The sequence below is a fragment of the Paenibacillus sp. S02 genome (assembly GCF_019454065.1).
GTDB lineage: Bacteria > Bacillota > Bacilli > Paenibacillales > Paenibacillaceae > Paenibacillus > Paenibacillus polymyxa_B.
In genome coordinates this window covers 4,528,065-4,552,492 of record NZ_CP073682.1, presented here as the reverse complement: position 1 = coordinate 4,552,492, position 24,428 = coordinate 4,528,065, and the positions used below count along the sequence as shown (strand labels likewise).

The 24,428-nt window shown below is 45.4% G+C and carries 19 protein-coding genes and 1 pseudogene; 16 read left to right on the top strand and 4 right to left on the bottom strand.

All coding sequences use genetic code 11. The features are described from left to right. Nucleotides 1–164 precede the first annotated feature (164 nt). The 14 genes from KAI36_RS20120 to crcB (KAI36_RS20055) all read left to right on the top strand — a co-directional run bounded on the left by KAI36_RS20120 (nt 165) and on the right by crcB (KAI36_RS20055) (nt 17,506). On the top strand, nt 165–2,342 hold the full coding sequence (locus KAI36_RS20120; protein WP_025720225.1) for a RelA/SpoT family protein: 2,178 nt from the start codon (nt 165–167) through the stop codon (nt 2,340–2,342). Between the two features lie 138 nt (nt 2,343–2,480). After that, complete coding sequence (gene dtd, locus KAI36_RS20115; RefSeq protein WP_023989923.1) at nt 2,481–2,927, top strand: D-aminoacyl-tRNA deacylase; 447 nt, start codon at nt 2,481–2,483, stop codon at nt 2,925–2,927. Between the two features lie 118 nt (nt 2,928–3,045). After that, nucleotides 3,046–3,207 (top strand): hypothetical protein, encoded by a 162-nt coding sequence (locus KAI36_RS20110; protein ID WP_220025838.1) that lies wholly within the window; start codon nt 3,046–3,048, stop codon nt 3,205–3,207. A gap of 231 nt (nt 3,208–3,438) precedes the next feature. Continuing rightward, on the top strand, nt 3,439–3,945 hold the full coding sequence (locus tag KAI36_RS20105) for a type 1 glutamine amidotransferase domain-containing protein (RefSeq protein ID WP_013311559.1): 507 nt from the start codon (nt 3,439–3,441) through the stop codon (nt 3,943–3,945). Nucleotides 3,946–4,007: 62 nt separating this feature from the next. After that, nucleotides 4,008–4,478 (top strand): hypothetical protein, encoded by a 471-nt coding sequence (locus tag KAI36_RS20100; protein WP_220025837.1) that lies wholly within the window; start codon nt 4,008–4,010, stop codon nt 4,476–4,478. 688 nt (nt 4,479–5,166) lie between these two features. Next, nucleotides 5,167–6,411: a histidine--tRNA ligase gene (gene hisS, locus KAI36_RS20095; RefSeq protein WP_220025836.1), complete on the top strand. Its 1,245-nt coding sequence runs from the start codon at nt 5,167–5,169 to the stop codon at nt 6,409–6,411. Nucleotides 6,412–6,495: 84 nt separating this feature from the next. Further along, nucleotides 6,496–8,274 (top strand): aspartate--tRNA ligase, encoded by a 1,779-nt coding sequence (gene aspS / locus KAI36_RS20090; RefSeq protein ID WP_220025835.1) that lies wholly within the window; start codon nt 6,496–6,498, stop codon nt 8,272–8,274. A gap of 143 nt (nt 8,275–8,417) precedes the next feature. Then, nucleotides 8,418–9,167, top strand: a complete 750-nt coding sequence (locus tag KAI36_RS20085) for a tRNA threonylcarbamoyladenosine dehydratase (protein WP_013311554.1) — start codon at nt 8,418–8,420, stop codon at nt 9,165–9,167. Nucleotides 9,168–9,340: 173 nt separating this feature from the next. Then, complete coding sequence (locus KAI36_RS20080) at nt 9,341–10,639, top strand: NCS2 family permease (protein WP_023989918.1); 1,299 nt, start codon at nt 9,341–9,343, stop codon at nt 10,637–10,639. Nucleotides 10,640–10,736: 97 nt separating this feature from the next. Further along, nucleotides 10,737–12,554 carry an ABC transporter ATP-binding protein gene (locus KAI36_RS20075; protein ID WP_071642536.1) on the top strand — a complete coding sequence of 606 codons (1,818 nt, stop codon included), beginning with the start codon at nt 10,737–10,739 and terminating at the stop codon, nt 12,552–12,554. Nucleotides 12,555–12,855: 301 nt separating this feature from the next. After that, the gene (locus KAI36_RS20070) at nt 12,856–14,997 is read left to right on the top strand and encodes a HelD family protein (RefSeq protein WP_220025834.1); all 2,142 of its coding nucleotides are present in this window, start codon (nt 12,856–12,858) and stop codon (nt 14,995–14,997) included. Between the two features lie 359 nt (nt 14,998–15,356). Further along, nucleotides 15,357–16,667 (top strand): replication-associated recombination protein A, encoded by a 1,311-nt coding sequence (locus tag KAI36_RS20065; RefSeq protein ID WP_220025833.1) that lies wholly within the window; start codon nt 15,357–15,359, stop codon nt 16,665–16,667. Nucleotides 16,668–16,751: 84 nt separating this feature from the next. Beyond that, a complete protein-coding gene (gene crcB, locus KAI36_RS20060; protein ID WP_220025832.1) occupies nt 16,752–17,153 on the top strand; it encodes a fluoride efflux transporter CrcB in 402 nt (133 codons plus the stop codon). Continuing rightward, on the top strand, nt 17,150–17,506 hold the full coding sequence (gene crcB, locus KAI36_RS20055) for a fluoride efflux transporter CrcB (protein ID WP_220025831.1): 357 nt from the start codon (nt 17,150–17,152) through the stop codon (nt 17,504–17,506). The genes crcB (KAI36_RS20060) and crcB (KAI36_RS20055) overlap by 4 nt, the downstream gene beginning before the upstream one ends. A 114-nt stretch (nt 17,507–17,620) precedes the next feature. Here crcB (KAI36_RS20055) and KAI36_RS20050 read toward each other — a convergent pair whose 3' ends face one another. Further along, nucleotides 17,621–18,451, bottom strand: a complete 831-nt coding sequence (locus KAI36_RS20050; protein WP_220025830.1) for a PPK2 family polyphosphate kinase — start codon at nt 18,449–18,451, stop codon at nt 17,621–17,623. A 305-nt stretch (nt 18,452–18,756) separates the two neighbouring features. Further along, nucleotides 18,757–19,878, bottom strand: coding sequence for a tRNA 2-thiouridine(34) synthase MnmA (gene mnmA / locus KAI36_RS20045; protein WP_165178721.1), 1,122 nt, complete (start codon nt 19,876–19,878; stop codon nt 18,757–18,759). 304 nt (nt 19,879–20,182) lie between these two features. Here mnmA and cymR point away from each other — a divergent pair, with 304 nt between their 5' ends. Continuing rightward, on the top strand, nt 20,183–20,602 hold the full coding sequence (gene cymR / locus KAI36_RS20040; RefSeq protein ID WP_013311532.1) for a cysteine metabolism transcriptional regulator CymR: 420 nt from the start codon (nt 20,183–20,185) through the stop codon (nt 20,600–20,602). Nucleotides 20,603–20,693: 91 nt separating this feature from the next. On the opposite strand, the gene KAI36_RS20035 is transcribed toward cymR, so the two are convergent. After that, nucleotides 20,694–21,731, bottom strand: coding sequence for a tyrosine-type recombinase/integrase (locus KAI36_RS20035; RefSeq protein WP_258382205.1), 1,038 nt, complete (start codon nt 21,729–21,731; stop codon nt 20,694–20,696). Between the two features lie 853 nt (nt 21,732–22,584). Then, on the bottom strand, nt 22,585–23,049 hold the full coding sequence (locus KAI36_RS20030; RefSeq protein WP_220025829.1) for a hypothetical protein: 465 nt from the start codon (nt 23,047–23,049) through the stop codon (nt 22,585–22,587). Nucleotides 23,050–23,530: 481 nt separating this feature from the next. On the opposite strand from KAI36_RS20030, the pseudogene KAI36_RS20025 reads away from it, so the two are divergent. Beyond that, nucleotides 23,531–23,848, top strand: a pseudogene (locus KAI36_RS20025) (NucA/NucB deoxyribonuclease domain-containing protein); the annotation flags it as partial. Nucleotides 23,849–24,428 lie beyond the last annotated feature (580 nt).

The following is a 24,428-nucleotide window of genomic DNA, read 5'->3' as shown; positions in this document are numbered from 1 at the left end:
TTATCCATGTGTGACAGAATAATGCGACAATGCCAAACCTGTAATAGTTGACGTGCGACGTGCTAACCGTCATAATTGTAGGAAATCACTTTTAAAAGGGAACCTTTGCGCGACATTGATCGGCGGGTTCCATTTTGCATAGAAAGGACACGGAATAGAGCAGAATGGGGATAGAGCAATTACTTAAAAAGGCCGGGGCCTATACCAGAGAAGCAGATCTTATCCGCATCAGGGACGCCTATGATTTTGCCGAGCAGGCCCATTCCGGCCAGACTCGTAAGTCCGGTGAACCTTATATTCTGCATCCGCTTGCGGTTGCTGATATCGTCGTTAATATGCAGATGGATACCATCTCCATTATCGCCGCTCTTTTACATGACGTTGTGGAGGATACGACGGTGTCTTTGGCGCAGATTCGCGAGCATTTTGGCGATACATGTGCGATGCTTGTCGATGGTCTGACGAAGCTGGAGCGTATCCAGTTCCGTTCCAAGGAAGAACAACAGAACGAAAATTATCGGAAAATGTTTATTGCTATGGCGCAGGACATTCGTGTCATCGTCATTAAGTTAGCAGATCGTCTGCATAACATGCGTACCTTGAAATATCAGTCAGAGGAAAGCCAGCGTCGGATCGCTTATGAAACACTAGAGATTTTCTGTCCGGTTGCAAACCGACTGGGTATTTCAGCCATTAAATGGGAAATGGAAGATATTGCTTTACGCTATCTGAATCCTCAGCAGTATTATCGCATCGCTAATTTGATGCATAAAAAGCGGGCAGAGCGGGAGCAGTTTATTGATAATGTCATACAACGTATCAGAGAAAAGCTGGAAGAAATGGGTATTCAGGCTGACCTGTCCGGACGCCCTAAACATATTTACAGTGTGTTTAAAAAAATGACGACGAAGAACAAGCAATTCAATGAAATATATGATTTGCTGGCGATTCGAATTATTGTGGATAACATTAAAGACTGTTACGCCACACTGGGGATTATCCATACGTTGTGGAAGCCAATGCCGGGGCGGTTTAAAGATTATATCGCTATGCCTAAGGCCAATATGTATCAGTCCCTTCATACGACAGTAGTAGGTCCCAACGGGGAGCCTACCGAGGTACAAATTCGCACAGTGGATATGCACCGTACCGCTGAATTCGGGATTGCGGCCCATTGGGCCTATAAAGAAGGCAACGGAGCAAACAACACTAACTTTGAGGATAAAATCACCTTTTTTCGAGAAATTCTGGAGCTGCAAAATGAAGCGAAGGATGCGTCGGAATTTGTAGAATCGCTCAAAATGGACTTTTTCTCAGACCTTGTGTTTGTGTTTACTCCTAAGGGAGAGGTCATTGAGTTGCCGGCCGGATCCGTTCCCCTGGACTTTGCTTTCCGTATTCATACCGAAGTTGGCAATCGAACGATTGGCTCTAAGGTAAATGGAAGAATCGTACCTTTGGATTATCGACTTAAAACCGGTGATATTGTCGAAATTATGACGTCCAAGCATTCTTATGGACCTAGTCAGGACTGGCTCAAAATTGCTCAGTCCTCTCACGCGCGCAGTAAAATCAAACAATGGTTCAAGAAAGAAAAGCGTGAGGAGAATGTTGAAAAAGGCCGCGAAAATCTGGAACGTGAGCTAAGAAAACGTGATATCGAGCCATCGGTGTGGATGAGCGACGACAAGCTTCAGGAAGTGGCACAGAAGTTCTCTTTTAACGATTCCGAAGATATGCTGTCTGCGATTGGTTTTGGTGGTATAACTGCAGCGCAGGTCTGTACACGTTTGACAGAGAAGCTGCGTAAGGAACAAGAAGAGGCACGGTTGATCGAATTGACAACCGAGGTCAAGGAGTACAAGCCGCAGGGCGAGCGGAAAAAAACACCCACTAACGGTGTCAGCGTCAGAGGCGTCGATAATTTGCTCGTTCGTTTTGCACGATGTTGTAATCCCGTACCGGGAGATGACATCATTGGATATGTAACACGTGGACGCGGCGTATCCGTTCACCGGACGGATTGCCCGAATATTCCTTCGGGTACGGGCGAAGACCAGGCGCGTGTGATTGAAGTGGAGTGGGAAGAAGCAGCGGAAGTCAATTACAGCGTCGATATTGAGATTACGGGGCATGATCGTAACGGTTTGCTGAATGAAGTGCTTCAGGCCATTTCTGAGAATAAAACCAGCTTCTCGGCCGTTACAGGTCGTACAGATAAAAATAAAATGGCGATGATTCACATCACGATTCTCATTCGCAACACGGATCATTTGCATTCTGTTGTCGAACGGATTAAACGGGTGAAGGATGTATACACCGTGCATCGGATTATGCAATAACCTTGTTAAAGCGTATAGATAGGTTTATAGCCTTTGTAACACATCTTGGGTAGAAAGACCCATAGGCTGCTAAAAGAGCCGTAATACGGCTGTGAGCACCTTTTAAAAGGGAAGGTTAAAGGAGATATCGGATAGGCGATGAAGATCATTATTCAGCGCTGTAAAGACGCTCAGGTAACGGTGAATCAAAAGGTGGTCGGCAAGATTGGAACCGGATTAATGCTGCTGGTTGGTATTGGTCAGGGAGATACAGCAGCCGATGCCGTTTATTTGGCGGATAAAACAGCGGGATTACGTATATTTGAGGATGCTGAAGGTAAAATGAATGACAGCGTTCTGGATGTCGGTGGAGCCATTTTGTCTGTCTCTCAATTTACGTTGTATGGTGACTGCCGTAAAGGAAGAAGGCCTAACTTTATGGGGGCGGCCAAACCTGAGGAAGCAGAGAAGCTGTATGATTTCTTCAACAGTCAGCTTCGAGCCAAGGGCCTGGAGGTAGAAACGGGAATTTTTGGGGCTATGATGGATGTTTCATTGACGAACTGGGGCCCAGTGACACTGATTTTGGATACCGAACGTTCGTAACTATGCGTTCATGGCGTGATCTGAGTAGAATAAAATAGCTGTTCAGAGGGACCATAATGTCATCCCGATTGGTGATTAGCCAGGCGGATAGCCTAAGGGTGACAGGAGAGACGAAGCTATGCGTCAAACCCCAAAAATGGACGGGCATCGAAGCACTGTGCTGCTTTTTCCCGGTAGTATGCAGGAGGCAATCAGCCTTTCTCGTAATGCTGATACGTTATTACAGCATGTTGCAACAGCCATCGACAAGCCGGGACGCGGTGCTTTGCCGCGCAGGTAACATCGTGTTAAATGTAGCGTTAATGAGGGGCTACCCGAAAGCAGCACAAAGAGGTCAAAAATAACATATGTAGCATCGAATTAGTGCAGGAGCCGAAAGGCTCCTTTTTCTTTTCCACCGCTGCGAATTGTTATAAAAACTGATCAAGCGGGTAATAACAAAGCGTGGTAGACAAACAAACTTAATTTTAAACTTGTTTTGAGGATAACCGGAAAGGAGATCTGAACATTAATGAGTAAAATTGCATTTTTATTGGCTGACCAATTTGAAGATTCCGAAATGAAGGTACCTTATGATGAATTAAAAAAGGCTGGACATGAGGCAGATATTGTTGGGCTGAAGCAAGGTGAGAAAGTGAGCGGTAAGCAAGGTAAAGCAAGCTACACTATTGAAAAAGCCATTGCAGATGTGAAATCAAGTGATTATGATGCAGTTGTTATTCCCGGCGGATCCTCCCCGGAAAATCTACGACTGGATGCAAATGTTCTGAAATTTGTGACTGAAATTAATGAGTCCAAAAAAACGATAGGCGCTATCTGTCACGGGCCACAAATTTTGGCGAGTGCTGATTTGTTACAAGGCCGGACGATTACAGCTTATCCTCCATTGAAAGATGACTTGATTAATGCGGGTGCTCATTTTGAGGATCGAGAGGCGGTTGTGGACGGTAACTTTATTACGTCTCGGACCCCTAAGGATGAGCCAGCCTTTGTGCGTGAGTTATTAAAAGTATTGTAATTAGAACGCGAATATTTTCTTAGATTAATGCCAGTACAATTCCCAAACGAGGAGGATTTGATATGGCAAAACAGATTCAGGTTTATTTTCGCACAGAAGATGAAGCTGAGGGTGCCAGAGCTTCGCTTCAAGCTTATAGAACCGAACATTTGGAAGTAGGTGCTTTGGATGATGCGCTCGGCCGGGAGACGAGAGTTTTAATTCCGCTGGTCCCCTATAACAATACAGGCTCTGTGAGCACAGGAGGCTCTGCAGGTGCGGCAATCCCTGCGGCGGGTGCTTATGGCGAGAATATTCTACCAGATGCGAAGGATGACCAAATTAACTCTGGCTCAGCCCAAAGGGATCTGGATGAAGATCGGAACGGAACAACGAATCATGACGGAGGGTTGCTCCGTGCGACAGATGTGTATATTAACGGTGATCAAGATGAATTGCGGTATGTATTATCAGCAAAGGTGAATGATGCCGATTATGATGAGGTCATTTATAAGCTACGTTCCAATCGTGGATATGTATCGCAGTTGGATTAAAGCTGGGAGCGCGCCACAAGATTGTCGATACTTGAGGGATTTAGCCACAAAAGAGTGACTGTAATACAATTGTAATATTCGAAACATCATTCCTTAATATTCGTTGTTTATAATAACAGCATGACCCCCTTTTGATATATCTTTTTTAACCTGCGGACCGTTTCCGCAGGTTATTTTCTTTTTATAAGCCTTATTTGTCCGATTATAGGGAGAATGTCTTGACTTTGTCGAAGCGGTTCATTAAAATCATAAAATAATGAAAAATGATTTGATGACGGGACCAAGTACTCCGAACCCACAAGCGCAGAGAGGAATTTCCAGGCTGTAAAAATTCCCTTGATGAGCGGATGAATGACCTCCCCGAGAACAGGCGGCGAACAATTGAGGAAACCCTACTGAAAGTACATTGCAATTGTGCCGACAGTGGATGGTCCTGCATAATAGCCGTACTGCGCGTTACGGGCGTTATACGTATGAGCGGAGTCAGTATAATGCTGACGGGCAATGAGTGATTCGTATGCTGGTTGTCTGGGCAAACTCCGGAATGTGGGTGGTACCACGGGTGATTGTAAACGACAATCCCTCGTCCCTGTTAATGTTAACAGGACGAGGGATTTTTTGTTTTATATTGAAAGTGGAGCAAGAAGAAAGTGCACAATACGAAATACAACGATGGGGGGATACGTTAATGGCCTTTCAAAAACCGACAGGAACACAGGATTTGCTGCCGGGCAGTGTAGAAAAGTGGCAAGTTGTCGAGGAAAAAGCCCGTGAGATTAGCCGCCGCTTTAATTACCGAGAGATTCGTACGCCAATGTTCGAACAAACGAATTTGTTCGTTCGAGGTGTGGGTGAAACGACGGATGTGGTGGAAAAAGAAATGTATACTTTTGAGGATAAAGGGAAGCGCAGCATGACTTTGCGTCCGGAAGGAACAGCAGGGGTTGTCCGCTCCTATGTGGAGAACAAACTATACGGGGAGCCGGATGTAACTAAGCTGTATTATATCGGCCCGATGTTCCGGTATGAGCGTCCACAGGCTGGGCGTCAGCGCCAGTTTCACCAATTTGGAATTGAAGCATTTGGGGCGGTCGATCCGGCGCTGGATGCAGAAGTTATTGCTTTCGGGTATCAATTCTGCCGTGAGCTGGGCTTGAAAGGAGTAAAGGTGGAGATTAACTCTGTCGGTAATGCAGCCAGCCGGGCAGCTTATCGTCAGCATCTGGTGGACTTCTTGATGCCAATTAAGGATACGTTGACCAAGGAGAGCCAAGCACGCATTGAGCGTAATCCGCTGCGAGTGCTGGATAGCAAAGATGACCAGGACAAATTTGGAGGTGCACCTTCGATTTTGGATAGCTTGGACGAGGAATCTCGCACACACTTTGAGAAAGTGAAGCAAAATTTGGATGCCATGGGCGTGGAATATACAGTTAACCCGCGTTTGGTACGGGGGCTGGATTATTATACGTTGACAGCGTTCGAATTCAAAGCTGAAGGAATTGGTGCCATAGACACGATCGGTGGAGGTGGCCGCTACAACGGATTGGTTGGAGATCTGGGCGGACCAGATCAGCCGGGCATTGGATTTGGCATTGGACTGGAGCGAATTCAGCTGATCCTGGAGCATCAAGGTGTCAAACTGAACGAAGCCAAGCCGTTAGATATCTATATGGTAGCGTTGGGAGAAGCAGCAGAAACGGAAGTAACCAAACAACTATTCAAGTTGCGTCAAGCCGGATTTTCCGCAGAACGAGATTATCTGGGGCGTAAAATGAAGGCACAGATGAAATCAGCCGATCGCTTTAAAGCAAGGTATACTGCGATTCTGGGGGAGGATGAGCTGGTTCAAGGTGAAATTGCACTGAAAAACATGGAAACTGGCGAGCAGCGTACCGTTAAGCTGGATCAGCTGGTGGAAGAATTAGGATAAACAAAATGATGTAACATCAATCAGTGGAGCTTCTTCTGGTTGTCATATAGCATTAACTACTAAACATAAACAGGAGTGTGTATTATGAAAAGGAGTCATGAGTGCGGCGCATTGACCCATGCGCATATCGGAGAAACAGTTACATTGAACGGTTGGGTACAAACCCGTCGTGATTTGGGGGGCGTGCTTTTTATTGACCTGCGCGACCGTAGCGGAATTGTACAAATTGTGTTTAATCCGGCATATTCCGGTGACGCACTGCAAATTGCGGATCGTGTTCGTAGTGAATATGTGCTTGAGGTTACCGGTACCATTGTTAAGCGTGATGCAGAAACGGTTAATCCGAACCTGCCTACAGGTGAAATTGAAGTACGTGTCACTGAAATCGAAGTATTGAATGCGTCCAAAACACCTCCGTTCTTCATTGAAAATGGTGTAGAAGTGGACGAGTCTCTGCGTTTGAAATACCGTTATTTGGACCTGCGTCGTCCGGAAATGTACCAGACGTTGAAACTGCGCTCCAAAGCAGCAAAAATATTCCGTGACTTCCTGGACGGAGAAGAGTTCGTCGAGGTGGAAACACCAATTTTGACGAAAAGTTCCCCAGAGGGCGCACGTGATTATCTGGTACCTAGCCGGGTGCATGAAGGTGAGTTTTTCGCCTTGCCGCAATCGCCACAACTGTACAAGCAATTGCTGATGGTGGGTGGCCTGGAGCGCTACTACCAAATTGCACGTTGTTTCCGTGATGAAGATTTGCGTGCTGACCGTCAGCCTGAATTTACGCAGGTCGACATCGAGACCTCCTTCATGCAACAGGATGACTTGCTGCCAATGATGGAGCGTCTTATGGTGAAATTGTTCAAAGAAACCGTTGGGGTAGAACTGGAAACACCGTTCCAACGGATTACACATGCCGATGCGATGGACAAATACGGCTCGGACAAGCCAGACCTGCGTTTTGGCATGGAGTTGATTAAAGTCAATGATATCGTGGCAACTAGTGGTGTAAAAGTATTCGCTTCCGTAATTGAAAAGGGTGGCGAAGTAAAAGTCCTCAATGCCAAAGGATGTGGCACTTGGAGCCGTAAGGACATTGATGACCTGGGTCCTTATGCTGCACGCTATGGAGCTAAAGGCTTGGCTTGGATTCAAGTGAAGGAAGGCGAATTCAAGGGGCCTATCGTTAAATTCTTCACACCGGAAGAAATCGAAGCATTGAAGGAGCGCACAGGAGCCGAAGAAGGCGATCTGTTACTCTTCTCTGCGGATAATAAAAAGGTAGTTGCTGATGTATTGGGCGCACTTCGTCTGAAAATTGGCCGTCATTTGGGACTGATCGACGATAACAAATTCAAATTTGCTTGGGTTGTAGACTTCCCGCTTCTCGGCTATGATGAAGAACAAAAACGTTATGTTGCGGAACACCATCCGTTCACTCGTCCGAAGGACGAAGACCTTGGCCTCTTGGATACCGATCCAGGTCAAGTTCGTGCTCAAGCCTATGACATCGTGCTGAATGGCTACGAAGTGGGTGGCGGATCGATGCGGATTTACAAACGTGATGTTCAGGAGAAAATGTTCAAAGCTCTCAACCTGGCGCCGGAAGAAGTTACTGATAAATTCGGCTATCTGTTGGATGCGTTCGAATATGGTACGCCTCCACATGGTGGTATTGCCTTCGGTTTTGACCGCCTTGTGATGTTGCTTGCAGGTCGTACAAACCTGCGCGAAACGATTGCATTCCCGAAAACAGCTAGTGCGACAGACCTGCTTATGGATGCACCAGCCGAAGTAGATCAAGCTCAATTGGAACAGCTTCATATCCGTATTGCTCCGAAGCCTGTTGCTCCTAAAGCTTAAGACGTTTGCAAGTGCCATCCATTGGCATGTGATTAGCTTATAGAATGCCATGAACCCGTTACCCTCATATGGATAATGGGTTCGTGGTTTGTATGCTGGAGTTCAAGCATAGAGTTTAAATCAGTGAGGGAGGATATACCATATTGTTGCATCAATTTTCACGAACGGAACTGGCTATCGGAACTGAAGGTCTAGAGGTTATGAAAAATAGCACGGTGGCCGTGCTGGGTATCGGCGGTGTCGGTTCGATTGCAGTGGAAGCACTGGCGCGCACGGGCGTTGGACGTATCATTCTGATTGATAAAGATGTTGTAGATATCACCAATATTAATCGCCAGATACATGCGTTGACAACGACGGTAGGCCAAAAAAAGGCTGATCTGATGGTAGAGCGTGTGAAACTGATTAATCCTGAATGTGAAGCGATTGCACTGAACATGTTTTATACGGAAGAAACATATGAGGAGCTGTTCAAGTACGAACTGGATTATGTGCTGGATGCTTCGGATACGATTATTTACAAAATTCATTTGATTAAGGAATGCCTGAAACGGGGGATTCCGATGATCTCCAGTATGGGTGCTGCGAACAAAATGGATCCGAGTCGTTTTCAAGTTGCGGATATTTCCCAGACGAGAATGGACCCGATTGCCCGTGTCATCCGCACCAAGTTGCGCAAGGAAGGTATTACCAAAGGCGTCAAGGTTGTATTCTCCGATGAAGAACCAATGAAGCCACGTGAAGAAATTACAAAAAAAATTGTACCTGCAAACGCACCTGAAATCCGGAAGGCGAAGCAGCCGCCTGCAAGCAATGCATTTGTACCTCCGGTAGCAGGACTGATCATGGTTAGTGTAGCCGTGAAGGATTTATTAGAACATGCTGGTGTGTAAGTTGCAAAAATAGCATGGCAGTGCATTCGTAGATTTACATCAGTATGTATTCACTTTAAGACCTGTAGTTCTGTGCATCACATCCTTTGTGTCACAGTTGCTACAGCTCTTTTTTGTTTTGAAAAAGCGCAGTTTACTGCAAACAGATTGAACAACTGCTGGAGGGTTTTGGTATGAAGGATGGACTGTGGTCCAGAAGTCTCGGTTTCAAGCCCGAGCATCATTGGAAAAAGGAATTAGCCGCTGGGGCCATTTCTTATTTTTCCGTTGTATACATTGTTATGGTTAATGCAACTATTTTGGCAGATGCCGGGATTCCCCTCCAAGGGGCGATGCTCGGGACGCTGCTGACATCGATGATCGGCTGTCTGCTTATGGCTTTTGGTGGGAAATCTCCAATGGTCGTTGTACCAGGGATGGGGATTAATGCCTTTTTCACTTATACGCTCGTACATTCTATGAAGCTGAGTTGGCAGGAAGCGTTGATGGTGGTTGCCATTACAGGGATCTTATTCGCCATTGTGGCCTTTACATCATTATACAAGCTGATTAGCCAAGCGATTCCCCATAATTTGCAGCACGGAATTACGGTAGGCATTGGTTTGTTTTTAACCTTTATCGGATTGCAAAAAAGCGGCATCGTGATTGCTCATCAGACGACTTTTGTGGCTATTGGCCATTTTAATGATCCCAAGGTAATTACGGCTTGTGTAACGTTGCTGCTCGCTATTGTATTGTTTGTGCGTAACGTTCAGGGAGGTTTACTAATTAGCATTTTGGCGGGAACTGGGCTTGCTTATATACTGGGAGCTGTAGAGCCTACAAGCACGGTACGAACCTCTGAAACGGTGCGACAGTATGGGCAATTGTTTGGAGAGCTTTCCTTTTCAGGCATTGTCTCGGTAGCTTTTTGGATCGCTGTCTTTTTGCTCCTACTCATTGTACTATTCGAGAATATTGGTATGATTACTGCACAAACCAACATGATCGGAAGACCGGATTTATTTAAAAACAGCTTGCGTGTGTTGGCTGTAACCAATATCTTTGCCGGTATTTTGGGCAGCAGTCCGGCGGTAGCCGCTGCGGAATCGACGGCTGGTATTGCAGCGGGGGGACGCTCGGGAATGACACCGCTGGTAACTGCTATTTTATTCGGGGCGACGTTTTTCTTTATTCCACTGTTGGCTTATATTCCTGACAGTGCCATTGCGCCCGTGTTGATCATCATTGGGGGTCTAATGGTACAAAATGTGCGAGAGATGGATTTCAGTGATTTTACTGAAGCGTTTCCTGCATTTCTGATCATGGTGATGATGCCCTTTACTTACAGTATTGTAGACGGGATGGCATTTGGGTTTATTGCATACCCCGTAGCCAAGCTGGCAGCAGGACGGGGCAAGGAAGTGCCTGTCGCATTATATATCATTTCTGTACTATTTGTGGCTAACTTTGTGCTTCATTCTCTGGTGTAGTAAACTCGAAGATAGATTGTACTGTTCATACCCGCGCAGAGCGCGGGTGTTGTTGTTTGAACAAGAATGGTCAGACAGGAAGCGAGGTTGATGGTATATGGAAAAAGAACATCATATACACCAAGATGAGCAGGAGGACCGGATGAAGGAAAAGCCAGGTAAAAGACCGGATAAGGCTGGCATGGGGCGGTTTATCAAATTGATTGCGAGTGCGCATCCGCCCAAGGCCATTCTGATCATCGCCCTGATTCTGACCCTGATCCAGACCATTGCTGGTTTAATCGTACCCATGATGACCAAAGGGTTGATTGATGGCTTAACCTTTTCTTCATTAAATCGTATGGTCATTGTTGGTCTGCTTGGCGCTTTTGTGCTTCAAGCGGTGGCTTCGGCGGTTTCTATCTATATGTTGAACTATGCTGGGCATAAGATTGTGGCTAATTTGCGCAAACGCTTATGGCATAAAATCTTATCTCTACCTATCCCTTACTTTGATCGAAATCGGTCAGGAGATACGATGAGTCGTGTCACCAATGATACAAGCCTGATTATGAACTTAATTACGGAGTATCTAGTCAATCTGATTTCTAATGTGATTGCAATTATTGGTGGTATTGCATTGTTATTTTATCTGGATTGGGTGATGACGCTCATTATTATGGCTATTGTTCCGCTAACAGCCCTGATTTTATTTCCGGTAGGCAGAAAAATGTACCGTATCTCCAAAAAACAGCAGGATGAGATGGCAGATCTGACCTCGGTGTTGAGTCAGGTTATCGGCGAAATCAGACTGGTTAAGGCCTACGGAACCGAAAGCAGAGAGGCTCAGGCCGGTGAGGATCGTATTTACCGGATGTTCCGCTTCGGTTTGCAAGAGTCACGCATCCTGGCTCTTGTAGGTCCCATTTCTACCTTCTTGTTGACTGCAGTGCTGGTCATTATATTGGGTGTTGGTGGTGTTCGTGTCGCATCGGGTGTGCTGACCGCCGGGGATTTGGTGGCTTTTATTTTGCTACTGTTTCAGGTGATTACACCGATGGCACAATTCACGACCCTGTATTCACGTCTACAAAAGGTGGTTGGGGCTACTGAACGGATTCAGACTATTTTAGATCATGAAGAGGAACCGCTCGAGTTGAAGCAGGAAGCGGCAAAAGAGAGCAGAGATATTATACTTCGTGATGTTGCCTTTTCTTATACCGAAGGTGAAGAGGTCCTTCATAATGCGAACTTGGTCATTCCGGCTAACCGGACGACAGCATTCGTGGGGCCGAGCGGGAGTGGGAAGTCCACCTTGTTTTCATTGTTGGAACGCTTTTATGTGCCAGATACAGGGGAAATTCGTTATGGAGACGAACCGATATCGTCATATACACTCTCCTCCTGGCGCTCCAAAATTGGTTATGTATCGCAGGAAAGCTCAATGATGACCGGAACGGTCAGAGATAATATTACATATGGCTTGGGACGCGAAGCTGACTTGGAAGAAGTGAGACGAGCAGCCACGATGGCGTATGCGGATACATTTATTATGGATCTACCTCAAGGCTACAATACTGAGGTGGGAGAACGGGGAATGAAGCTGTCCGGAGGGCAGCGTCAACGGATCGCTATTGCGCGTGCGCTTCTTCGTAGCCCTGACATTCTCATGCTGGATGAGGCTACATCTAGTCTGGACAGCTCATCTGAGCATGAGGTACAGAAGGCCCTAGCGAACTTGATGGAAGGACGCACGACGATTGTCATTGCTCATCGCTTGTCTACGGTGGTTCACTCCGATCAGATTATCGTGTTGGACAAGGGCAAGGTGACCGGTGCAGGAACTCATACTGAGTTATTAGAGTCCCATCAGGTGTACCGTGAGCTGGCTCAAAAGCAGTTTGTGGAGATGGGGGAGAGGAGTATGGAGCATTAGAGGCCGCTGCGCGTGTGATTTGATCCTCCGATCGCTGTTGCCTCTGAATTCCTCTCACTGTAATGAGGAGAGGGGGGAATTCAGAGGCAAAGGCGAACGCTCCGCTTCTTCGGATTCAAATCACCCGCTCCATTGGTGCCTCAAAGCTTCATACTTTTGTGAAAGAGTAGGGAAATAGGCGTATTAGGAAATAAGGTTGGATTTTTATGGTTAAATGTGTTACGCTTACTTTCCTTTTTGTGTCGGAGCAAGTGAATGCGATGCAGAAATCGAGACTTGATATTCTTAGGAGGTAACTGAAATGGAGAATGAGTTTCAAAGTGCCTATCAAGAAGAACAGCATAGGCTGTCGCTTGCTATGGAGGAAATTGATCGGAGATTGGAACGGCTTCGCAATACGCCGGTGTACACCGGGCATGATTTTACGGAGCAAGTGCTGGAATCGGCACGGGAGGAAAAACGTCAGGCTTTGGCCAAAAGCTCGCAGGAGCCTTATTTTGGTCGTATGGATTTTGAAGAGCGTGGCAGAGGGCAGCGGAAGCCACTTTATATCGGTAAAATTGGAGTGGAGCGTGAAGAAACGTCAGCGTATCCGCTGGTGATTGATTGGCGTGCACCGATTGCCAGCTTGTTTTATTCGTTTACAGGTGGTGAAGAAACCGCGTCCTATGAAGCTCCTGAGGGAACCATTGAGGGCTTGGTCTATCTGAAGCGTAATGTTGTCATTCGGAAAAAAATCCTGGAACGGGTAGCCGATACATATAATCGTGAAAGCGACGAGCCTGCCGTTTCCGATGAGTTTCTCGTTTATCGTTTGGGAGAAAACAAGGATAACCGTTTACGGGATATCGTATCTACCATTCAGGCGGAGCAGGATCAGATCATCCGCGCGGCCAAAAATACAGCCCTCGTTATTCAGGGGGTAGCGGGTAGTGGCAAGACGACGGTAGCGCTGCATCGTCTCGCATTTTTGCTGTATCAATACAAGGATCAGGTATCCGCGGACAAAATGGTAATTTTCGCACCAAACCATATGTTCCTTGACTATATTTCAGATGTACTTCCAGAGCTGGGGGTCGGGAATATTCAGCAAAGTACATTTGCAGACTGGGCACTGGACTTATTGGGTTTGGATTTACCTTTGGCTGATCCTGCCGAAACATTATCTTATTGGTTTGAGAGTGGCAGTCTGAGAAAGGAATCCATGGATGAGGCGCCGGGAAGATTCAAGGGTTCGGTTCACTTTATGGAGTTGCTTCAAGCTTTTGTTGAACGACTGGAGCCCATCTCCGTGCCCGAGGGGGATTTTTCACCATGGGATGGAGCGGTGCTGCCACAAGCTGAGATTTTGAATTGGTTTAATGAGGAATATAAGCCTTATCCGCTCGCGAAGCGGAAGGAGCGTGTGCTGGCAAGAGTGCACCGCTGGATTGAAATGGAACTGAAAAAGTCGCCTTCGGCGGCAGCGCTCAAGGAACGCAAGAAAAAGGCAGGGACACGGGAAAAGGCATATGCTAAAAAATGGCCACAATATGACGCACTGACGCTCTATAAGCAGCTTTTTCAGGCAGCTAAAGGGTTACCCGCAGATACGGCTGCGGAGATGAAGGCTTCTCTGCCGACTGCTATTTTTAAGACCACACAGTCGGACCTGCGAAAACAGATTATCCGTGAAGAAGATCTGACTGCGTTAGTGTATCTTCACGTGCTGATTCATGAGGTAGAGTCATCTCAACGTTTTGACCATGTGGTCATTGATGAAGCGCAGGATTTTTCACCTTTTCATATCGCCTTGCTGGATTTGTTCGTGAAAGGGCATTCCTTTACTATACTGGGCGATTTATCGCAGGGCATTCATGAATACCGTGGCGTACATGCGTGGGAGGAAATGAGTTCTCTTTTTGCGCCGGAACATACAGGGTATTTTGCACTTACGCGGAGCTATAGATCAACCTTGGAAATTATAGAATTTGCAAACACGATTTTGGAGCAGGGAGTTCGCGGCGGTATTACGGCAGTTCCGGTATTTCGTAGTGGCGATCCGGTGCGCACTATGTCTTACGACTCATCGGTGCGTGAGCAGAGTTTGCTCACCGCTCTAAAAGAGCTGTCCTCCAAGGAGTATCGTACTGTTTCTGTGCTGACCCGTACCTTAAAAGAGGCTGTGGAGCTACATGAGGTTTTCACAAGCGCGGGGTTGGATGTGAATTTGATTGACGGTGGTAAAAAGCAATATGAAGGCGGTTTGTCGGTACTGCCTGTGTATCTATCCAAAGGTCTGGAGTTCGATGCAGTTATTGTGGCGGATGCCGACCATGAGCATTATGGGGAACGGGCATGGGATGCCAAGCTGCTGTATGTAGGATGTACTCGTGCGCTGCATGAGCTGTGGCTATTGCATGATGGCTCACTTCCTAGTTACGTACAGGCACAGACGGAGTAAACAGAAAAGCGTTGTAAAGCATCGCCTGAGTTGTTGTATTCCTTTTTGTTTACTGTTTATCTTAGTGATGGAAATTAGGAAGTCATGTCAGTCGAAGAACAGCCACGAAATTCATCTTTCGTCTAAGGCTGTTCTTTCTTTTTTGTGGGCGACTGACTTGGAGATCTACAGCTGTGCCATGACCATGCTATCTGCAACTTGTTAACGGATATGGTAGAATAAGAGGCGGTTTACACTGTATCAGGATTATAGATGACTTGAAATTTCATGATTTTCAACCGTATGAGCGAACATAATATAGTAGGTTTTCAAAGAAAAAGAGAAAGTGTTCGTTCATAAACCATAAGGAAGTGAATGAAATGGACTTATTTTCATATTCCCAAGAGTCAACGCCAAGCAATCGGTTGCTTGCGGATCGCTTGCGTCCGACTTCGCTGGATGAATATATTGGACAGGAGCATGTTGTGGGTCCGGGTAAGCTGCTGCGAAGAGCTATAGAGGCAGATCAGGTTTCTTCTATTTTGTTGTATGGACCACCGGGGTGCGGCAAAACAACGCTGGCACATATCATCTCGCAACACACGCAAGGCGATTTTGTACGTCTGAATGCTGTAGAAGCATCTGTGAAAGACGTAAGAGAAGTCATTGACCGTGCACAGACGAATAAATCGATGTATGGCAAAAAAACTATTTTGTTTCTCGATGAGGTACATCGTTTTAACAGTTCACGTCAGGATGCACTGCTGCCTGCGGTGGAAAAGGGCACGATCGTGTTTATTGGCGCCACGACTGAAAATCCCTTTCACTACGTCAACGGCGCTTTAATGAGCCGTTCTACGCTGTTCCAGCTTGAAGCGCTAACGCAGGAGCATTCGCTGGCTGCTATGCGCCGCGCCTTGAGTGATGCGGACAAAGGGCTCGGCTACATGCAGCTTCAGGTAGATGAAACTGCACTGGCTCACATCGCGTCCATGGCGAACGGTGATATCCGCCGCGCTTTGAACGCGCTGGAACTGGCGGCGCTCACGACGCCTCCACTGGCAGACGGCACGATTCACGTGACACTGGAAGTCGCGGAGGAATCCATCCGCCGCCCGATTGTCAAAGCAGATGAATCCACGCAGTATGACGTGCTGTCGGCCTTTCACAAAAGCATACGCGGCTCCAGCGACGCCGCGCTGTTCTGGTTCCTGTACGCCGTAGAAAAGCTCGGCATGGACCCGATGACCTTTATCCGCCGCCTCATCGCGGCGAGCAGTGAGGACATTGGCCTGGCGAATCCGCAGGCAATGGTGCAAGCGGTGAGTGCGCTTGAAGCTTATCGCAATAACGGCTGGCCCGAGGCCAAGCTGAACATTGCACAGGCCATTTTGTTCGCCGTGGAAAGCCCCAAATCGAATGCCGTATATACGGCGATTTCACGGGCCATGTCGGCTATGGACGATATCAAATCAGCCGAGGTGCCACTCCATTTGCGTGACGCACACTACAAAGGCTCGGAAAAGCTCGGGCATGTTGGCTATCAATATCCACATAATTATCCGAATCACTATGTGAAGCAGCAATATTTGCCCGATTCGATAGCAGACCAAACCTTCTACCAGGCTACTGAGCAGGGGAATGAGTCAAAAATCAGGCAAAACCAGCGCTGGCGGGATTCACAGTCTTAATATATGTGCGACTTAATATACAGAGTGTGTACGATATCGTCACGTTACACCATGATTGTGCAAGAGCGAAGAAGGGGATAAAAGATGAAAGACGTGCTATACGTTGCTGCGGGCGGAGCGCTTGGAACCTCTACCCGTTATGGCCTGCAATCGCTGCTGCCTGCGGCGGGTGCGGATTTTCCACTTGGTGTGCTGCTAATCAATTGGATCGGCTGCCTGTTTCTTGGTTGGTTCTTTACGGTAACCTTGCGATCATGGCGGATCAAGCCGCGATTGCGACTTGCCATCGGAACAGGATTTACAGGGGGTTTTACCACCTTTTCCACCTTTGCAGTGGATGCTGTCCGCCTCACGGTTCACGATCGTATGCTGACGGCTGTGTTGTACCTGCTGCTTAGCGTAGGCGGAGGGCTGTTTTTGACATGGACAGGTATCCGCCTAGGTACAAAAATGACGCAGGCTGCTCCCAAGGAGGAACGCTTATGATCTGGTGGGCAGCGACAGGCGGTATCGTGGGTACACTGGCGAGATACGGGCTTGGCATGTGGGCTGGAAAGAGGTTCGGTACCGTATTCCCGTGGGGGACGTGGATCATTAACGTCAGCGGTTCATTGCTGCTAGGCTGGCTCTATGGCGAGTTTACGCAAAACCATTTGTCTCCTGCACTCTGGATGCTGCTAGGAACAGGTTTTTGTGGCGGCTACACCACCTTTTCCACATTCGGCTATGAATCTCTTCAACTGATGGAGCGTAAAGAATACCGACGCATGGCTACGTATGTACTGTCCTCTGTCGTGGTAGGAGTTGTAGCTGCGGCTATCGGGTACAGAGTCAGTTAAGCTTTATACATTTTCGAAATAACACGTAAAAATGCAATAAAAAGCTTCCAATCCCGACTCAAGGCATTCTCAGCCGTGATACGGTTTTGGAAGCTTAGTGCTGTACCTATACAGCTATTTTTTATCTCGTTCTTCGTACAATTCAGGTAAAAGAGATTCAAGTTCAGGTCTTGGATCAGGATCAGACAACTTCATTTCCTCCAGCGTTTGGACGGCAATCCGTAGCACAGTATAATCCCTATACCAACGGTTGTCTGAAGGAACAATATACCAAGGAGCCTGTTTGGTTGCGCTTAGCTCTAATACATCCTCATAATACTGGGTATATTGCTTCCAAAATTTTCGTTCCTGCAAGTCACTTGGATCGAGTTTCCAGTTTTTGTGAGGCTTTTCAATCCGGTCAATCAGCTTTTCTAACTGAAATTGCTTTGAAATATGTAAAAAGATTTTAACCACCTTTACACCATTATCCAGCAACAACTGTTCAAAATGCTTGATATGCTTAATATTCCGTTTGGCCTGCTTATCGGATATCTGTCCGTGAACACGTGTAATCAGCACATCCTCATAATAAGAACGGTTAAATGCTGCAATATATCCACGTCCTGGGGTAACGCTATGAGCACGCCACAAGAAATCATGACTTAATTCCTCAGCCGTAGGTGATTTAAAGCTGTGGACAGTCACCCCCGCAGGGTTAAGGTTGGAAAATACCTGTCTGATGACGCCATCTTTGCCGCTGCAATCCATACCCTGAAATACAAACAAAACGGATTGTTTTTTCTCTGTAAATAATTTGCTTTGTAATTCCGTGAAGCGTTCCTTCAATTGATCTGTTTCCTGTCGGATTTCTTCTTTATTTTTGATATTCTTCGTATCCTTGGGGTCCCATTCTTTCAAAGAAACTTTTTTACCCGGTGTCAGCATTCCTAATGAATCAGACATAAAGGCACGCTCCTTTTCAATTGAAGTATGATCTTGTCTACATCATATACCCAAATGAGGATGTTATCAAAAGTTCCTTATGTATTAATGATCTTTCTAGTTAATTCAAGAGACGTGCATACACCATGGAAAATTTTTTGCAAGAAATGTTTGTCCAGCATGACAGACATCATAAAGAGCAGATTATCAATTCTTTACAAGCCATTAACTAAAAACATCTTTCATAAAAAAAGTCGCCCCTCCCAAATCTGGAGAGACGACTTTTTTTAATTCCCTGCTATATCAATGCAAAATGGTCATTTTATTTAAACTGTTTCAGGCTGAAGTTTTTCAACCTTATCAATGGTTCCGCCACCCAGACAGCGTTCCCCGTCGTAAAATACAACAGCTTGTCCAGGCGTAATGGCCTTCTGATGTACATCGAATATGACATGCACGGTTCCATCCGCAAGCCATTGTAAAGTTACTTGCTGATCAGGTTGGCGATAACGGAACTTGGCTGTGCAACGGAATTCGCCGGACGGACGAGTATCTGCGCCTTCAATCCAGTTCACGTCCGTTGCAATCAGGCTGGTAGAATACAGACTGTGGTGACGATCACCTTGTACCACATACAGAATATTCTTCTCCAGATCCTTATCCGCTACGAACCACGGTTCGCCTGAACCTGAGCCGCCAATGCCCAAGCCTTGTCGTTGACCCAGTGTATAGTACATCAGACCATCGTGGCGTCCTTTGACTTCACCAGTAGCGATATCCACCATATCTCCACCTTTTGCAGGCAGATATCCACTCAGAAACTCCTTGAAATTACGTTCGCCGATAAAACATACGCCTGTGCTGTCTTTCTTCTTGGCCGTATACAGTCCTGCAGCTTCCGCAATTTTACGCACTTCTGGTTTCGGCAGATGACCGATAGGGAACATGGCTCGGGACAACTGTGTTTGGCTTAATGCATTCAGGAAATAAGTCTGATCTTTGTTGCTGTCCACACCTCGCAGCAAAGTAAAGTGGCCGTCTTCTTCCACAACCCGTGCATAATGTCCAGTAGCAACATAATCTGCTCCCAAATCCAGCGCTTTATTTAGAAACTCGCCGAATTTAATTTCACGGTTACACATGACATCCGGGTTGGGTGTGCGTCCAGCTTTATATTCATCAAGAAAATAGGAGAATACTTTATCGAAGTATTCTTTCTCAAAATTGACGGTATAGTAAGGAATGTCGATCTGTTCACAGACACGGCGCACATCCTCCGCATCCTCCTCAGCCGTACAACGGCCAAATTCATCCGTGTCATCCCAGTTTTTCATGAAGATGCCGATTACGTCATAGCCCTGCTCCTTCAGCAGCAGCGCGGTAACGGATGAGTCGACGCCACCGGACATCCCGACGACGACACGGGTTTCATGATTGGCTTTAGCCATGGTCATCACCCAATTCTTTCAATATTGTTGTAGAACCCACCTATTGTAACATAAACGATAATAAGATACGATGTTTGGACGATCAAACGACACGGCGAACGATGGAAGAAAGCTATATAAAATGGGCTAAAGCTGTTCCAAATCGCTCGAAAGCAACTTTTTTTAAGATTGTTATCGTAATGTTTCCCTTTACCTGCCCTAATATGTTAACATAAGCTGAGGGTTAGGATCGGAATAGAGAGGTTTACAACACTAGTTATTCCGCGTGTTTAACGGAATTGTTACTATAAGTGAGGTGGCACAATTGAAAATATCAACGAAGGGCCGTTATGGCCTGACCATTATGATGGAACTTGCAGCCAGGTTTGGCGAAGGTCCAACTTCTTTGAAAAGTATTGCCGAAAAAAATCAGCTGTCAGAGCATTATCTGGAACAGCTCATCGCACCTTTGCGTAATGCAGGTTTGGTAAAAAGTATCCGAGGTGCTTACGGCGGTTATATTTTGGCGAATGAACCGGCAGGAGTAACAGCGGGAGACATCATTCGTGTACTGGAAGGTCCGATTTCTCCGGTCGATTTCACGGAAGAAGACGATCCGGCAAAACGTCAGCTCTGGCTGCGAATTCGTGACAGCATTGCTGAAGTGTTGGATTCAACTACACTTAAGGACTTGATCACATACCAAGAACATGATGAATTGGACAATTACATGTTCTATATTTAGTTTTCAATCCTGCTTATAACAAGAAAAACCTTGTTATAAGCATTAAAGCCCCACTTTATGGGGCTTTAATGCTTATAAATCACATTAAAAATCACGTTTCCTGCAAAACGCTGAGCTTGAGCACGTCGGAAAAGTGGGTTTTGATCTTCTGGTCAGCGTTCTGCTGCATTTTTGTTGTGACGTGTGTGTATATTTTTAGAGTTGTCTTTTCGTCCTCATGTCCCACTCTTTGCATAATGGTATTTAAGTCGACTCCAGCTTCAGCGAGCATGCTGACATAAGTATGTCTGAATATATGGGGAGTGGCGTGTTTCTTGATTGACGTGCTTTTTAGAATTCTATACATACGTACACGTATATGCTGCGGATTGAGTGGATAGCCACTGTTTGTACAAAATACAAATTCTTCATCATGATAGTTAGGAAAAAGTTTCTTTAGTTGCGGTATTTGAACGTTCTGATTAATCTGATGTTGTTTGAGCATCTCAATTATAGATTCATCGACAGGTACTACTCTAATCGATTTTTTAGTCTTTGGAGTAGTGAGTTCATACTTCTCAAAACTGTCAGCATCTATGGTTTTTGTAATTCTAATCGTATTGTTTTGAAAATCAACATCTGTCCACTTTAAAGAGCACAATTCGCCAGAACGGAACCCCGAAAAAGCAAATAAGTAGAATATTTCTTTATCATAAGGTTCACCTTGCATGGCAGCTGACAAAAAATCCGTCAGTTCCGCTCTATTTAGATATTTCTCCTCGATCAGTTGATCCTTATTCTCAATCTCCTCCACCGTAATGAGCTTTTCCGGAATAATTGCCTCAATGGTGGGGTTGTCAGTTCTATACTTGTTTTTAAGAGCGTATTTAAAGATCATATTTGCCACATTGTGTATTCCTGATATCGTATTATACGCATAATCTTTATCATCTAAATCATTTAAGAAGTTTTGATAATCCTGATGGGTTATTTTAATTATAGGCTTATTAACAAAGTATTTCTTGAGTGGAGCCATTTGAACGCCACGCTGAGTGACTGTTCTGCGCTTGACCTTACCTTTAGAATAGGTTTTAAGCCATTCCTCAGCAACAGATTCGAGAGTTGCTTTTTTATTTTTTTTTCGGATCAATCCCTTTTTTCATTTCGTCATAAACAGCTTGAGCCTTGGCCAAAGCTTCTTTTTTAGTATCGCCTCTTCGCGGTATCTGTCTCCTTACACCGGTAATCGGATCAGGAGGCCCCTCCAGTGTACAAATCCACTTATAGCCTTGTTTGTATTTGCTTTAATTTTGGTGTATGATGCCATACATTCTATCTCCTTATATAGGTACAAATGTTCGCTTTAATGGTGAAAAGAAAAGCCCGGAAGGGCTTAAGTTATGAATGGTTTAATTAATGTTATTGTACTAAAGATCTAAGCGTTTGGAAATTTATTTTATTATTCTTTGTCTTTCATGTCATCAGGCAGCCCTGTTTTTCCAAATAGCATATTTACATACACCCAGTCGGAGTGACATAGTGTCACTCAGTGCTGCTGAATTCGATTCGCTCATAAAGATCATCAATGTGACAGCCGATTGCTGCAACAATATTCATAGCAGTTGTCAGGGACATCAGCCGCCTATTGTTGGCGTATTCTGAGATCTGAGACTTGAATCCCAGTAGTGTCACTCAACCATTGCTGATCTTTTCGTATTTCGCGCAACCTTTGCTTCAGCAGGCAACGACCAGGTTTAATGGCCATGATCATGCCTCGCAGAGTTATTTTTAAAACTTTAGTTCAAGTTATACTCTAAAATGTGATATAAGGAATTTAGGTATGATGGTATATACTTGAAGAGGTGTTATGCAAAATAGCCTTTTTCTCAATGTTGTTGACTAGCCCACTCTGGCCTGTATCATAGCCTCTCAGCAACCGTTTTTTAGTAGTATACTTTGAAACACTAAACGCTCCTTTTCGTCATCAGACAATTAAACATGTACTAGTAAGCTACAGATCTGTCGACTACTTCTAAGCGAATGTTTTTGATAGACACTTGCCATGAGTCAGCTTCTATTTTAACGTATCGGATATTGCTCACTTCTGGGTGTTTACTCTTGAATATTGTCCAAGGAATAGTGTAAACACCATCATATCTATCATAATGCAACGGTGTCGAATCCTCTAAGTACCATTTTACTCCATCCTGAGAATAGTACAGGGAAACCCATTCGGGATCAGCTCCAGTATTTTCTGTTTTCGCATTGTAAACACTCTTTATGCTATACATATTTCGCGGAACTCCAGGATCTCCTAGGTCAAAGGTGTAAGAAGTACCTCCATCTTTAACTTCCCATGTTTGGCCTACATGGTAGGTATCTGCCGAAACTGTTTCAGGATAACTAGGAAGAATGGTGACTACAGTAATGATTGCCATTAATAAAATTGAAAACCATTTATTTCTCATTTATATTCATCCTCTCAAGTTGTTCCCGCTATTAGATATCTAGTTGTTTTTTTATCCTTTTTTTAAAGGAATGTCTGTTTATCAATCGGGTTATTATTTACTCTAAAATCATCGTAACTGAACAGATAAGGAGTGTAGTAAGCCACGTCACTGTCTGAAGCGGCAAAGCAGTGTCTCGACGGTTACTGATAATGTTACTAAAGCTAAGCTCATTAATTCATCATTAGAAATCCCACCTCCTGTTTTATTATAGCTACATTTGTAATTATGAAGAATAAAATGTAAATTTTATATAGGGATAAATACCTAGTTAGCATATTGTTATATGATTTTCTAAAGGAAACTATATTAGCATAGTGGCACCCTACTGGTATACGTGAACCGCACCCCGAATCTTAGACACATGATATAATCATCTAAGAGGAAAGGGTGCGGTTCAAAGCCGGTGGGTTGTTTTTTACGTTTAGGGGGAGGAATACATATGTTTAGATGGATATTCACTGTACTAATTACAATCCTATTAGCTGGCTGCAGCGTACAACAAGACGTTGTAAAGACCACTAAGAGCGACCCTGTAGCCGTTCCAGTAACACAGGTGTCTGCCGATACGGTCAAGCTCAAATTTCCGTCAGCCAAGTACCCAGAAACAGCACAGCACATTAAAGAGGCTATAGCAGCCGGAAAGTCACCAGTATGTACCATAGACCGCGAAGGATCCGACCATAATCGTGAGTTGTCCCTAAAGGGTGTGCCCACCAAGAAGGGCAAGGATAGGGATGAGTGGCCTATGGCGATGTGTGTGCGCCCATAAGGGCATAAACTGAATTTGCTGATAGCAAGGCAACAGGTTAGGTTGCGAAGCCTGTCATCGCCCAACTGATCTGGAATGGAAACTGAACAGGGAGTGTAGCATGTTGGGAAAGCCATAAGTTGGCGAATTACCACGTCACGACTGAATGGCAAGATGAAATATTGTAGACAAGGATGAAAGCTAAACTGCTTGAATGATAGTCCGAGCGATTTGAGCCATAATTATAGCGGAAGGTAATTACAAACGCTATACAGTCTATTGGATGTATTCAGGTGCACATTGGATACATTAGAAAAACACCCCAACACCCAAAGGTTGGAGTGCCAGCAACCCAGAGACTGAGCAAGCCCAATAAGGGTTGAAGGGCGAAAGTCACATCCGATACTACAATAAGCTATGTCAGTATATGTCTAAATGGGGATTACCTAAATCGGAACGCCTTTAAGGCTATGGTGAAAGAACCTGAAAATCCGACATGGTAACGGAGTTCCCGTAGTAGTCTGAGGCAGGGAAAGCCTGCTACATGGCAAAGGGGAACAGCTTGTCAAGTTCAGTACAACGCTGGAAG